At 71.4% G+C, this 12781-nt stretch carries 13 protein-coding genes; 10 read left to right on the top strand and 3 right to left on the bottom strand.

All coding sequences use genetic code 11. The features are described from left to right. The first annotated feature begins 3 nt into the window (after positions 1–3). The 10 genes from BN159_RS38095 to BN159_RS38140 all read left to right on the top strand — a co-directional run bounded on the left by BN159_RS38095 (position 4) and on the right by BN159_RS38140 (position 8769). Positions 4–894, top strand: a complete 891-nt coding sequence (locus BN159_RS38095) for a winged helix-turn-helix transcriptional regulator (RefSeq protein ID WP_015662390.1) — start codon at positions 4–6, stop codon at positions 892–894. Beyond that, complete coding sequence (locus BN159_RS38100) at positions 891–1406, top strand: hypothetical protein (protein ID WP_015662391.1); 516 nt, start codon at positions 891–893, stop codon at positions 1404–1406. Before BN159_RS38095 ends, BN159_RS38100 begins: the two co-directional genes overlap by 4 nt. Then, positions 1403–2644: an MFS transporter gene (locus BN159_RS38105; RefSeq protein WP_015662392.1), complete on the top strand. Its 1242-nt coding sequence runs from the start codon at positions 1403–1405 to the stop codon at positions 2642–2644. The genes BN159_RS38100 and BN159_RS38105 overlap by 4 nt, the downstream gene beginning before the upstream one ends. A gap of 41 nt (positions 2645–2685) precedes the next feature. Then, complete coding sequence (locus tag BN159_RS38110) at positions 2686–3024, top strand: hypothetical protein (protein ID WP_015662393.1); 339 nt, start codon at positions 2686–2688, stop codon at positions 3022–3024. A gap of 97 nt (positions 3025–3121) precedes the next feature. Then, positions 3122–4342 (top strand): ATP-grasp domain-containing protein, encoded by a 1221-nt coding sequence (locus BN159_RS38115; protein WP_015662394.1) that lies wholly within the window; start codon positions 3122–3124, stop codon positions 4340–4342. Further along, positions 4339–5502 carry an MFS transporter gene (locus tag BN159_RS38120; protein WP_015662395.1) on the top strand — a complete coding sequence of 388 codons (1164 nt, stop codon included), beginning with the start codon at positions 4339–4341 and terminating at the stop codon, positions 5500–5502. Before BN159_RS38115 ends, BN159_RS38120 begins: the two co-directional genes overlap by 4 nt. Beyond that, positions 5499–6152: an HAD family hydrolase gene (locus BN159_RS38125; protein WP_015662396.1), complete on the top strand. Its 654-nt coding sequence runs from the start codon at positions 5499–5501 to the stop codon at positions 6150–6152. Before BN159_RS38120 ends, BN159_RS38125 begins: the two co-directional genes overlap by 4 nt. 49 nt (positions 6153–6201) lie before the next feature. After that, positions 6202–7077 carry a DUF317 domain-containing protein gene (locus BN159_RS38130; RefSeq protein ID WP_015662397.1) on the top strand — a complete coding sequence of 292 codons (876 nt, stop codon included), beginning with the start codon at positions 6202–6204 and terminating at the stop codon, positions 7075–7077. A gap of 29 nt (positions 7078–7106) precedes the next feature. Beyond that, on the top strand, positions 7107–7583 hold the full coding sequence (locus tag BN159_RS38135; RefSeq protein WP_015662398.1) for a hypothetical protein: 477 nt from the start codon (positions 7107–7109) through the stop codon (positions 7581–7583). Positions 7584–7722: 139 nt separating this feature from the next. Continuing rightward, a complete protein-coding gene (locus tag BN159_RS38140; RefSeq protein ID WP_015662399.1) occupies positions 7723–8769 on the top strand; it encodes a SpaA isopeptide-forming pilin-related protein in 1047 nt (348 codons plus the stop codon). A 166-nt stretch (positions 8770–8935) separates the two neighbouring features. Here the strand turns inward: BN159_RS38140 and BN159_RS38145 are convergent, their stop codons facing one another. The 3 genes from BN159_RS38145 to BN159_RS38155 are packed head-to-tail and all read right to left on the bottom strand — an operon-like array spanning position 8936 to position 12779. Continuing rightward, the gene (locus tag BN159_RS38145) at positions 8936–9733 is read right to left on the bottom strand and encodes a class I SAM-dependent methyltransferase (protein ID WP_015662400.1); all 798 of its coding nucleotides are present in this window, start codon (positions 9731–9733) and stop codon (positions 8936–8938) included. 38 nt (positions 9734–9771) lie between these two features. Continuing rightward, positions 9772–10641 (bottom strand): phytanoyl-CoA dioxygenase family protein, encoded by an 870-nt coding sequence (locus tag BN159_RS38150; RefSeq protein WP_015662401.1) that lies wholly within the window; start codon positions 10639–10641, stop codon positions 9772–9774. After that, positions 10638–12779 (bottom strand): phosphoketolase family protein, encoded by a 2142-nt coding sequence (locus BN159_RS38155; RefSeq protein WP_015662402.1) that lies wholly within the window; start codon positions 12777–12779, stop codon positions 10638–10640. Before BN159_RS38155 ends, BN159_RS38150 begins: the two co-directional genes overlap by 4 nt. Positions 12780–12781: the final 2 nt, after the last annotated feature.

The following is a 12781-nucleotide window of genomic DNA, read 5'->3' on the forward strand; positions in this document are numbered from 1 at the left end:
TTCTTGGCCACCACCGCGCCGTCCGCCACACCGAACGATCTCTTGGGCGTCACCAAGACCCTGGACCTGCTCGCCCCGCGCTGGAGCGTGTGGGTGCTGATGACCGTCTCCTCCCAGCCGCTGCGCTACGCCGAGTTCAAGCCGAGGCTTCCGTGGCTGGCGGACGGGCAGCTCCACCCCCGGCTGCGTCACCTCACCAACGCCGGCGTCATCGAGCGCACGGAGTACGCCCCGCGCCACGTCACCTACGGCCTCACCAGCCGCGGTGCCGCGCTGCTGCCTGTCCTCTCGGTGATCGCGTCCTGGGGTGACACGTATCTGGAGAAGGAGCTGGGCGCCAACAAGCACACCGGCGAGCTGGACCCCGAGCGGATCGCGCCGGCCCAGAACATCGACGACGCGGTCGCGCTGCTCGCGCCGCGGCACGCCACCCCGATCCTGTTCTCGCTGCAGGCCCGGGGCACCGCGACCGCCAAGACGCTGGCGACCGAAGCCATGCCCGGCTACGGGCTGACCGCCGTCTACAAGCCCCTGGAACGCCTGGTCGCCGACGGACTCGTCACGGCCAGCGGAACCGGCGGCTACCAGCTAACCGCGAGCGGCCGGGCACTCGCCCCCGTTTTCCAGGCGATCTCCGCCTGGGCCACCGCCCCGGCACCCGAGCCCGATGGCAGTCGGACTCGGGGGCCGGGCGCCGCCCCGTCGCAGAACTGTTCCGGCCCGTGGGCGACCACCCCGACCCGCCTTCCCGCACCGGCGGTTCCGGCAGCGCCACCAGTACGTCCCGCGCTCACCACGACGCCCCCGGGCGGCCCGGCGTGGCAGCCCGGTGACCTCTTCTCCCACCAGATACCCGCCCGCCCGATCTCCCCGGCAGGAGACCCGCGCCGATGACCCGCTCCCTGCCCGACAACCTCCTGCACGAACGCCGCGCGATCCGGACGCTGACCCTGCCGGGCCTGATTCGCCTGGTCACCGAGATCGACGACAACGGCCCCATCAGCCATCGGCGCGGCAGCCTTCAGGGCGCCTTCGGCGACCTCACCCCCGGGCAACTGCGCCACGCCATCGACGTCGCCCGCGACCTCGGCCTGCTCCACGCCGACGAACAGGCCCCCGACCGCTACCGGCTCACCGCGAGCGGCGAGGCCCTCGCTGAGGTGTACGACACCGCAGCCCGCTGGGCGCGCGCCCGTCAGTTCCCCGACACCAGCACCGACTTCGTCACCCGCGTCCAGCACACCCTCCAGCTGCACAGCCGCAGCCCGCACGCGTTCGGCTCGAGTCTGGAGCCGTCGGCGCCGCATCAGGTCCTGACCGATTTTCTGCAGGCGAACCCCCGCGTCCTCAACCACGCCGACGACCGCTCCGCGCAGGAGAGGGCGGAAGCGGGGCGCGCTGCGTGAGATCCCGTGTCGGACCGCGGCATGCCCGCCGCCCGGTCCCCACAGTGCTGCGCAGCGTCTACCTGCCGCGCAGCACGGACGCCGCCGCGTTCGCCATGGCCACCTACGGCATCCCGCTGCTGGTATTGGCCACCACCAACTCCGCAGCCCTGACCGGCCTCGCCTTCGCGCTGGAATGGATCCCGAGACTGGGGGCGTTCGCCTTCGCCGGGGCCCTGGTCGATCGCCATGGCATTACCGCCGTGCTGCGCTACGCCTCCGTTGCCCGCGCCCTGGTCGTCCTGGCCGCCGCGTACCTCCTGCCGCAGCAGGAAGCGGGGCTTGGGGCGACGGTCACCGTCATGGTCCTCGCCGCCTCCACCGGGATCCTCACCGAGTGCTCGTACATCGCGGTTGAGACGGCGGGCGGGGTGGCCAGCCGTGAGGCCGGCGCCTGCGCCCACCGGGTGCAGTCGGTGCTCCTCGGCATCGACCAGGTCGCCACCCTCTCCGGCCCTGCCCTGGCCGGCCTCCTGCTCCAGTGGAGCGGTGCCACCGGCATGCTGCTGGTGATCGCCGTCTTCTCCCTGCTCACCAGCGTCCTCGCTCCGCGCCAATACCTGCGCCCCGAGCGCGCCGCAGCGCAGCCCGTCGGCAAGGGACTGCGCACCGGATGGTCGACCCTGCGCGCCCTGCCGGCACTCGGCTGGCTGGTGGCCGGACTGACCGTGTCCAACCTGGCCGTGGGCCTGCTGCAGGCCGCCGCCCCGGTGATCATCGTCAAGCAGCTCGGCCACTCCACAGCCGACGTCGGATTCATCTGGTCGGTTGCCGCGGTCGCCTCGCTCGGCGCGGTCCTCCTGTGTCGCAAGGCGATTGACCGCTTCGGCTTGTGGCCGGTCGGCGTCGTATCCGCCACGATCGCGGCCACCGCGTGCCTGGCCGTCTCCGTCGCCGGCACCTACCACGCCTATCTCGCCCTGATCGCCGTCCTCATGGCCGGCGAGGGCGGCATGACCGTCGTGCTGCGCACCCTGCGCTCCCGCCTCATCCCCGCGGACGTATTCGGCGCCACCCTCTCCCTGACGATCTTGCTGCTGTTGCTGCCCTTCCCACTCGCCGGCGTCCTTGTCGCCCTCGTGCCGCCCGCCGAGCTCGGCCACGTCATCACGCTCTGCGCCGTGCTCCAGGCAGCGGGCCTGTTCACCGCCTTCGCCCGGCTGCGCGCCACGCCCGCCCTGCGCACCTCCCTCGCCTGACCGCCTAGGTCGCCTTCCTGCCCACCTCATGGAGACCCGCTATGCCCACGTCCCACGCCCCAGCCGAGCAGTCGGTCCTGCCGATATCCCGACCCTCGTATCGAGCAGGATCGCGGCCCACACTGACCGACCGGTTCCTCGCCTTCGACGCCGAGCACCCGTACGTCTACCGCGCGCTGGAGCGCCTGACCGCCGACCGGCTCGCCACGGGGGCCACCCGGGTCGGGCTGAAGGCGCTGTTCGAGGACCTGCGCTGGCAACTGCCCGCGGACGTGCGCGGACTGAACAACAACTTCACCGCCCTGTATGCGCGAAAGCTGATCGAGGACCACCCCCACTGGGCGAGTGCCTTCGAGCTGCGACGTCGCCGCACCCTCTGACTCCGGCCGCCGTCTGCCGTCAACCTCCTTTGTCCTGCCACTGTTTGGAGCCTTGTTGTCCTCTCGCCCCGTCGTCCTGGTTGTTGCAGCCGCCGACATGGAGGCGCACGCGTATCGCGGCTATTGCCTTGAGAACGTCCGCGCCCACTACGACGTCGTCCTGATCTCCGGCGCCGAGCCGACCTGGGAGAAGGACTTCCTCCTCGACTACGCCGTCGCCGACCCCACCGACCAGGCGGCACTCGTCGCGGCCGGGCGCGCGCTCGCCGAACGTTACGAGCTGGCCGGCGTTATGACCTGGACCGAGTGGTACCTCGTCCCCGTCGCCCGGCTCGCCCGCCAGCTCGGCCTGCCCACCACGGCTCCAGAAGCCCTCCAGGGCTGCCGCAACAAGCACACCAGCCGGAGCCTGTTCGCCCGCCACGGAGTGCCCTCCGCCGTATCCGTCAGCGTGCGCACCGAGCGGGAGGCGGCCGATGCCGCCGCGCTGATCGGCTATCCCGTCGTCCTCAAGCCCGCCGCGCACGCCGCGAGCATGGGCGTCATCCGCGTCGACACGGCCGACGACTTTCCGGGTGCGTACGCCTTCGCCGCGCGCACCGCCGACCACGGTGTGGAGAGCACCCAGGTCCTGGTCGAGGAGTACCTCGACGGCCCGGAGGTGAGCGTCGAGTGTGTCACCCATCAGGGGCAGACCACCGTGGCCGCCGTCACCCGCAAGACCGTCGGAATGCCGCCCTTCTTCGAGGAGCTGGCGCACGTGGTCGACGCGAACGACCCGCTGCTCGCCGCCGTGGCACCGGTCGCCGTCGCGGCCCTCGACGCCGTCGGCATCACCGACGGCGTCAGCCACGTCGAGATCCGCATCGTCGACGGCCGCCCCCGCCTGATCGAGGTCAACGCGCGCATCGCCGGCGACATGATCGGTCACCTCGTCCACCTGGCCACCGGCGTCGATCTCGCCCGCGCTGCCGCCGACATCGCCTGCGGACGTACCCCCGACCTGACGCCCACCCGCCGCCGGGCCGCGGCGATCCGCTTCATCTACCCCGCCTACTCCGGCACCCTGACCGCCCGCGGTGCCACGAAGCCCACCGGGGGAGTGGAGCGCGTGCGCTTCCAGCGACAGCCCGGAGACCAGCTCGTGCTCCCCCAGGACGGCGGCAATCTGTTCACCGCCCGCATCGGCTTTGTCATCACCATCGGGCCGACCGCCACGGCCGCCCAGGACCGCGCCCAAGAGGCGTACCGCCACCTCGACATCCAGGTCGCCGCTGCCCCGCAGACGGCTCCGGCCACCGGGGAGCCCGCCGCGTGAGGAAAACCGCAGCTGTCGAGCTGGTGCGCAGCCGCCGCCTGCTGATCGGGTACTTCACCGGCCTGGGTGTGGTGATGGCCGTCTGGGGCGCCCGCATGCCCGCCGTCCAGTCCGCCGCCGAGCTGGGCACCGGAGGGCTTGCCCTGGTCCTGCTGGCCGCCGCCCTCGGCATGGTCGCCGGACTCCAGGCGGGTGGGCGCCTCGCCCGCCCCGCCCGCCTGCCCGCGCTGCTGACCGGCGGCGCCATCACTCTCGCCGCCTGTCTCGCCATCCTCGGGGTCTGCTCCAGTCTGGAGAGCCTGTGTGCGGCGGCGTTCGTCTTCGGCGTCGCACACGGCGTCCTCGACGTCGCGGCCAATGCCTCGGCGGTCCGCTGCCAGGACGCCCACGGCCGCCCCATCATGAGCCGACTGCACGCGAGTTACAGCCTCGGCGCCCTCCTCGGCGCCGCGCTGGCCGCGGCCACCGCCCACACCTCACACACCGTTCTGTTCACAGGCGTTGCCGTCTGCGCCGCCGCGGCGGCAGGAGCCACGACGGCTCTGGCCCGGACACTCGCCAGCTCTGGACTCAAGCCCGTTCACCCTCCTGCTGCACAGGGCTCGGGCGAACGCGGGGGCCGGTCGCGGCCCCGGGTGTGGCTGCTGGGTGTTCTGGCAGCGGCAACGTTGCTGGGTGAAGGCGCTGCTGCCGACTGGGCCAGCGTCCACCTGCACGACCTCGGTGCGACGGCTGCGACGAGTGCTGCGGCGTTCGGCCTCTACAGCGCCGCCATGGCCGCAGGCCGCCTCGTCGGCGACCGGCTCACCGCCCGCTTCGGCGCGTCAGCCGTCGTACGCGCCGGCGCCGCCTTGGCTGCGCTCGGGCTTGCCACCGGACTGGCCGGCTCCACCATCGCCTTCGCCCTGTTCGGCTGGGCGGCCTTCGGCCTGGGCCTGTCCGTCACCATCCCCAGCCTGATCACCGCCGCAGGCGTCGGCGGCCCGCGCGCGGTCGCCACAGTCGCGGTCACCGGCTACGTCGGCCTGCTCGCCGGTCCCGCCCTCATAGGCGCCCTCGCCACTGTCACCGCACTGCCGCACGCGCTGCTGCTGCCCGCTCTCCTCGCCGTGACAGTCGCCACCCTCGCCCCCAAAGCTCTGGAGAGAACGACCCCTTGACCCGCACCTACGACTCCCGGACCGGCGTAGAAGCCCTGATCCTCGACTACAACGGGGTTGCGGGACTGCAACCCCCGACTGTCATGTGGACCCGCCTGGCCGACCTCGCCGAGTGGCCCGACCGGCATCTCCCCTCGTTCCAGGACGCCTTCTGGGCTCCCCGCAACGCCTACGACGCAGGGCAACTGAGCGATCTCGCCTACTGGGCCAAGGTGCTCGGTCACCACCCCGGCCCGCGATGGCTGCGCACCCTGCGTGACGCCGACACCGCCATGTGGATCCGCACCGACCCACGAGTCCTCGACACCCTGTACCGCGCGCGGGCCGTGAGGCTGCCCATGGTTTTGCTCTCCAACGCCCCGGCCCACCTCAGCAACGTCCTGGACGCCACCGACTGGCGGCGCGAACTGATGGACGACGCCCTGTACTCCGCACGCCTCGGCCTGTGCAAGCCCGATCCGGCAGCGTACGAACACGCCCTGGCCGCCACCGGCGCCGACGACCCTGGGCGCGTGCTGTTCGTCGACGACCGCGAGGACAACTGCCGGGCCGCCGCCGAGCTGGGCCTGCGCACCCTGCACTACACCGGCCAACCCGCAGAACTCGCCGCGCAGTTGCTGCTCGTCATCGCGGAGCGAACCGGCTCCTGATCCCGCACCGCGCCACTCACCCCGCAGCCCTGACACCCTCTGGACTTTCGTGCCCGACACCGAAGAGATCGACGGCGACGTCTACGTTTTCCCCCGCTATCTCGCCGGCAGCACCTACACCGGCGACCCGGCCCTCGAGCCCCTGATGGCACTCGGCTGGGAGCTGACCCACGACGACCTCGCCAACGTCTACGTCACCGCGCCCGACCGCAAGATCCGCCTCGGCTACCTGCCCGAAGGCGACGACGACGGACTGTGGCGCATCAACGCCTACTCCGATCGTTTCGGACCGCCCGCCTGGGGCGTCAGCTTCAACGACACCTGCCCCACCGAGTTCGTCACCGCGTTCACCACGGCCCTGGCGACCGCGTACCAGTCCGGGCCCGACTACTACCTCGCTCAGCCCGACCCAACTGACCCCGAACTCGACGCCTTCCACGCCGTCGTCCCGCTCATCAACCGCGGCTGGACCATCCAGCACCCGCGATGGGGAGTCCTGGAGATGCAGACCCCGGACGGCATGGCCGGCCTCGAATACGCCCAGGGCAGGCTCGATGCCGAGAAGGAACTCACCACGCTGCAGGCCCGCTGGTACCTGTGGGGCGGCCCAAAGAGCGGATACGCCCGCTGGTACGCCACCGCCTCCACGAACACCCCGATCCCACTGGTCACGGCCATCACCGAGAGCGTGTCCGACCCCGCGCCCCTGCCGCGCTGGAAGGACGAGATGCTGCGCGGCCTGCGCGAGAGCGCCCAGCTCGTTCCTGTCACCCCTCCGCTGCCTCCGGTTCCCACGCCCCTCGACGTCCGGCGTATCGCCCCCCGCCGGGCGCCCGCGCTGACCACGCGCAGCATCCCGCGCTGGAGCACCACGACAACTCCGTCGGCAGTCCTGCCCGCCCGGCGCTCCGGCCCTCACCGCTGACCAGATCCCCTTCGTCCGAGAGAGGCTCTTTGGCTCTGCACGCCCAGCAGTTCTTCGACGACGTCATCGAACTGCCTCTCCACCAGTACGCCATTGTCGGCGACGCCCTTTACGCATCCCCGCAGCCGAACTCGCCGCTGCGGCTACGGATCGACTTCGCCCCCACCATCCGCCACGGCGAGTACGACGGACTTCGCCTGCGCGTCGTCCACCCAGAGCAGGGCGTCCTCGACACCGCGATCCTCCGCTTCGCAGACCACGGCACCTTCGCCCGCCGCGACACGGCTCGCGACCTCGTGCCCGGCCGAGACGGCTACGCCGTCATCCGCGACTGGCACCCCCACAGCAGCCAGCCGCCATGGCACGGCGCGGACGGCGCAGGGCTGCGCACCGCGATCGAGCAGTACGCCCACTTCTGGATCCCGGCGCCTGCCTCGTCCCGCCCGGCAGCCCGACCTGTCGCCCAGCCCACACCCACCGCCGGGGCTTCGCTCCGCAGCCGCTGACCGCCCACCTCGCCACGGAGTTCTGGATGTCCCCGCTTCGCTGGCTGCCCCCGCGCCCGGCGCCGGGGCGCTCCCGCTGAACAACGACCGGCGCGCCCGCCTTGCCTGTTCCCGCCTGTATCCCTTGGAGAGACCCTTCTTGCGCATCCGTTCCGCTCGCACCCTCCCAGTCGCTGTTGCCGTCGCCGCCACGGTGACCGGTTCCCTGTCCTGGGCGCCGACCGCCTCGGCCCAGAGCGCCGATCCCGCCCCGTCCGCATCCACGTCCTCGACTCCGCGCAACGCGGCCGAGCCGGAGACCGGCGGCGTGGCCATCCTGAAGAAGGACCCTGGCGGCGATGTGCTCGTCGGCGCCTCCTTCGCCCTCTTCGACTTCGCGGGCAAGGAAGCCGCCAGCGGCAAGACCGACGCCCAGGGCAAGCTCGCCTTCCAGGACCTCGCACCGGGGGTCTACCGCCTCAAGGAGGTCTCCAGCGGCAGCAGCCTGCACGACACCGTCGATGACCAGGACGTGATCGTCACTCCGGGTACTGCTACCCGGCTCACGATCGTCGACCCGTTCACGGCCGCCTCGGTCTTGCTGAAGAGCAAGGACGACAAGACCGGCAAGATGCTGGCCGGATCCACGGTCAACATCGGCAGCGGCGATAAGATCATCCTGACGCTGACCACGGGCGCCGACGGAACGGCCAGCGGCAAGCTGCCCATCAACTCCCGTACCGGCACGGACTTCTGGGTCAAGCAGGTGAAGGCACCTGCCGGCTACAACATCTACAAGCCCTCGAAGGCGTTCAAGGCCAAGCCGGGCGATCCCGTGACCGTGACCGTCACCAACGCCAAAACCGCCGCTACCTCGCCGTCCACGGAGAAGCCGACAGACACGCCCACCGAGAAGCCGAGCGACAAGCCGAGCGACAAGCCCTCCCCGGACAAGCCCTCCCCGGACGAGCCCGGCAAGGATGAGGACACCCCGGCGCCGTCTGCCTCGGGTACTCCGACCTCCAACAAGACGGCGTCGAGCACCGCGGCGCCTGTTCCCGCCGGCTCGCTTGCGCACACCGGCGCCGACGCCACCCCGTGGCTGATCGGCGGCGCCGGAGTCCTGATCGTCGCTGGCGGAGGCGCCCTCTTCGCGGCCCGTCGCCGACGAACGGACAACTCCGACGACGGGTCCTCCGCGAGCTGACTTCACCTGCGGCACTCCGCAGAGCCCCCGGAATAACTGCTTCCGGGGGCTTTGTCATGGGCGCGTGCCCGATGAGAGCGGAGGCGCGGGGCGCCGCCCGCTGCACATGCGTGGCCCTTCGTGGAGCGACGCCGAACCGTGAAGGACAGGCAGCAGCGTGCGGTTGTCAGGGGCGGGTGGCGACGATGGCTTCGGTGCGTACGACTTCGTCGAAGACGCCGTCGGGGGCGAACTCGGTGAGGGCCTGGCGCAGGTCGCGTTCGAAGGCATCCTTGTCGTCGCCGAGTTGGGCGGGACTGGAGTAGCTATAGGAGAACTGCAGGCCGATCACTTCGTCCAGGGTGCGGGTGACGGTGCGGTCCCAGCGGGCGGTGTCGACGTTGGAGAACGGGGAGCGGGTGAGGACGTCCTGGTGGCGTTCCTTGGGGTGGGAGTAGGTGCCTGACCCGGCCCGACGCTCGGGGCCGAGGTAGCGGGTTCGGACGTCGGCGATGACCTGAAGCCAGGGGGCGGGCTCGATGTCGCCGGGGGCGCCGCCGGAGGCGAGGACGACGGCCCCGTTCGGCTCGACGAGCTGATCGAGGTCGCGAAGGGCCTGGTCGCGGTCCATCCAGTGGAAGGCGGCCCCCATCACGGTCAGCAACACCGGATCCAGGCTCATGCCGGGCAGGGTGGTGGAGTCGCCGAGCCGCCAGTCGATGTTGGTGATGTCCTGCTCGGCGGCGAGTTTGCGGCCCTCGTCGAGCATGCCGGGCTCGGGGTCGACGGCGGTGACGTGGCCGACGAGCCTGGCAAGGGGGAGAGCAAGCACGCCCGTGCCGGTGCCCAGGTCCAGGACGCGCTGAGTGCCGTCCAGGGCGAAGCGCGCGGCCAGCATGTCGTAGAAAGCCTGGTCGTAGCCGGGCCGGTAGCGTGCGTAGTAGGGGGCGGTGGAGGCGAACAGCTCGTCGGGCGTGTAGGTCATCACGTCAGTCTTTCGCGTTCAGTTGGCCATGTGCGGTGTCATTCCGGAGAACGAGCCGGGTCCGCGTTGAGGTGCTGCCACCAGCCGCGCAGGGGTGCGGCACCGGCGCCTTCGTGAGCAACGGAGCCGTCCGGGTTGCGGTCGGGGCGGCCGAGCAGCTGCTGCTCGATGTCGGTCAGGTCCCCATGGTCCAGTAGCTGGGGGGCGGGGTCGTCGACGGGGACGAGCCAGCGGTAGCCGTACTGCATCATTACCGCGAGCCGGGGGTGGCCGGAGGTGTTCAACCCACCCGCGTGCCAGGTGCGGTTCTCGAACAGCAACGCGTCGCAGGGCCCCAGGTCGGGAGTGATCGCGCCGAGCGGGTCGATGGCTCCGGCAGGGACGGTGACGGGTCCGGCCTCGATGTGGCTGCCGGGCACCACCATGGTGACGCCGGCGTCGAGGGTGAGGTCGCTGAGGAAGTAGGCGGCCTTGATTGCCATGCGCGGGACAACGCCGGTGCCGAGGTCGCGGGCGGCGGTACTCATGTCGCGATGCCAGCCGTGCCGCTCGGGGACGCGGATGGTGCGCGTGCCGCCGGGCGGGATGGACGGCATGTAGATCAGGTTGCTGGACATCAGGTGCAGGTTCGCGCTCAGCAGCGCGACGAGGGTGGGCAGTACCTTCGGGTTGGTGACCAGCGGCAGGAAGGTGTCATCCATGGCGACGATGCCGCGGAAGCCGTCCTTGCCGTCGACGCTGCGGTCCCTGCCGAGGGGGCGGTCGTCGGCCAGCAGCCGCATCGCCGCTGCGGCGGCCTGCTCGCGCCACTCGGGCGTGATCACGTCGCGCAGCACGACGAAGCCGTCACGTTCGAAGGCGTCCAGGACTTTCGGATCGGGCGGGGACGCCGTGTCGAGGGTCGTCATCCGCTGTGCTCCTTGATCATGAGGACGGCTTGGGCGCAGAGGGCGGCGGCCGAGAGGCCGCAGTGTTCCAGCAGCCCCTCGGGGGTGGTGGGACGGCTGGGTTCCCGGTAGCCGACGACGTGGAACTGGCTGGTCTCGCCGCGGGCGGCCAGCAGCGCCCGGACGCTGCCGGGGTGGGTGGGAACGGCCATCAGGACGGGGGTGTCGGTGCCGAACAGGCGTGTGAAGGTCCTCTCATCAAGAGCGTAGGGCCAGTGCGGGGCCGGACCGAGGACCGCGAGATCGTTGACGTGTAGATAGCGGATCTTGATCTCGGGGTGCGACCGGCGCAGCAGCGTGGCGGCGGCGGTCAGCTCGCGGGCCGGGATGTCCCCGGCCGAGGCGAGGACGAGGTGCGGGCGGCCGTGGTGGCTCAGGTGAGGCCAGATGGCGGCGCCGTCGGTGAGCTCGTCGCGGAACGGGTCCGGCGGGAAGGCGGGGCCGGGGTGCTTGTCGGTGATCAGGAAGTTGACGCGGTCGCGTCCGGCCAGCATCGCCGCGAGGACGGCGGCGGCCCGCATGGCGTCCGCCGGAGTGTAGACGTGCACGAAGCCGTCCTCGGTCTCCAGCATCGACGAGACAAGCCCGGGGTTCTGATGGGTGTAGGTGTTGCGCCAGCCCAGCGAGGTGATCAGGTAATTGACCGACGGCAGCCCGCCCTGCCCGGTGAGATAGCGCAGCCGCCGGTGCTTGAGATGCTGCACCAGCAGGCTGGTGTTGACCGGGGCGAAGGCTTCGTAGGTGGCCAGCAGCGCGTCCCGGCCAGTCTCGGTGTAGCCCTGCAACCAGCCGTGACAGATCTCCTCATTCAGGATCTCGGTCGCCCAGAGCGGCAGCGCATCGTCCGTCGTCACCGCCAGCCGGTTGGAGGCGATCTCGTCCGGACTGAACAGGCGAAACGCCCCGCTGGCCGCGCGGTCGCGGACGACTGCGGACACGTCGAGCCAGGACTGGAGCCGCCGGGAGGCGAGCAGGGCCGACGGCCGTGTCGTCCCCGGTTCGGCGGTGGGACCGGGCAGTGCCTGGCGGACCAGCTCGGTCGGCCGCCCTTGGGTGGTGAACAGCTCGGCGGGCCGGTAGGAGGCGAGCCAGGCCGCCAGCGCGGCGAACTCCGCGTCGTTGTGGCGGGGACTTTTCAGAGGGGTCTTGTGGACGGCCGGGGTGCCCGCGATCTGCCGGTCGGCCACCCGTTCGGGCCCGGTGTGGCCCTTGGGCATGGTCAGCACGATCACCGGCTGCCGGGCGGGCTCGCCAAGCGGCCTCAGCCGGGTGAAGGCGTCGGCCAGCAACTGGCGGAACCTGGGCAGGTCGGCGCCGTCGTGGATCAGCGGCTCGTAGCCGAGGCCGGTGAAATACGCGCGTACCTCGTCCTGGTTCATGCCAGCCAGCAGTGAGGGGCCGCCCATCTTCAGCCCGTTGGCCAGCACCACCGGCAACACCGCCCCGTGCTCTCCACTGCCGCGCAGGGCTCGGCGGGCGAGCCAGGCCGCCGCGGTTGCCCCGGTCTCCAGCTCGCCGTCCCCGATCAGCGGGACGACCAGACGGTGCGGGGCGTCCAGCACCATGCCCTGGGCGATGGCGAGGGCGGGGCCGAGCTGTCCGCCGGTGTGCCGGACGCCGGGGATGAGCGGGGTGATCTCCCCGCCGAACCGCTCCGGGTGCGGGAAGCCGGTGATCAGGGCCCGCAGTTCGGGCATCGACGCGCCCGGCCCGCTCCCGGTCAGATGCAGGCTGCCGCCCAGGTAGGCGTGGGCGAGCGCCGAGGGTCCGGCGTGCCCGGCGCCGTGCAGCACCAGCAGTTCGGATCCGGGGGGCCGCCAGGCGGTCAGCGGCCCGAGGTGGGCGAGCATGTAGTTGACCGGCGGGCAGACGCCCCAGTGCCCGCGGGGAGTCTCCTTGACATCCGCAGGCCGCAGCGGACGAGCGAGGCGAGCGTTGTCGGCGAGGTAGAGCTGGGCGGCGGACAGGTGGTTCAACGCCCGCCAGCAGGCGTCGATGGCCTCGTCGGGCACGGCCTCGGCAGCCTGCCGTGCCGTGTAGCTCCAGTCGGGGAAGCCAGGCGGGGCCGGGTCTACGACGCATTCGGTGGTCAGGGCCATAG

It is taken from the genome of Streptomyces davaonensis JCM 4913, from assembly GCF_000349325.1.
In the GTDB taxonomy this organism is placed as follows: domain Bacteria; phylum Actinomycetota; class Actinomycetes; order Streptomycetales; family Streptomycetaceae; genus Streptomyces; species Streptomyces davaonensis.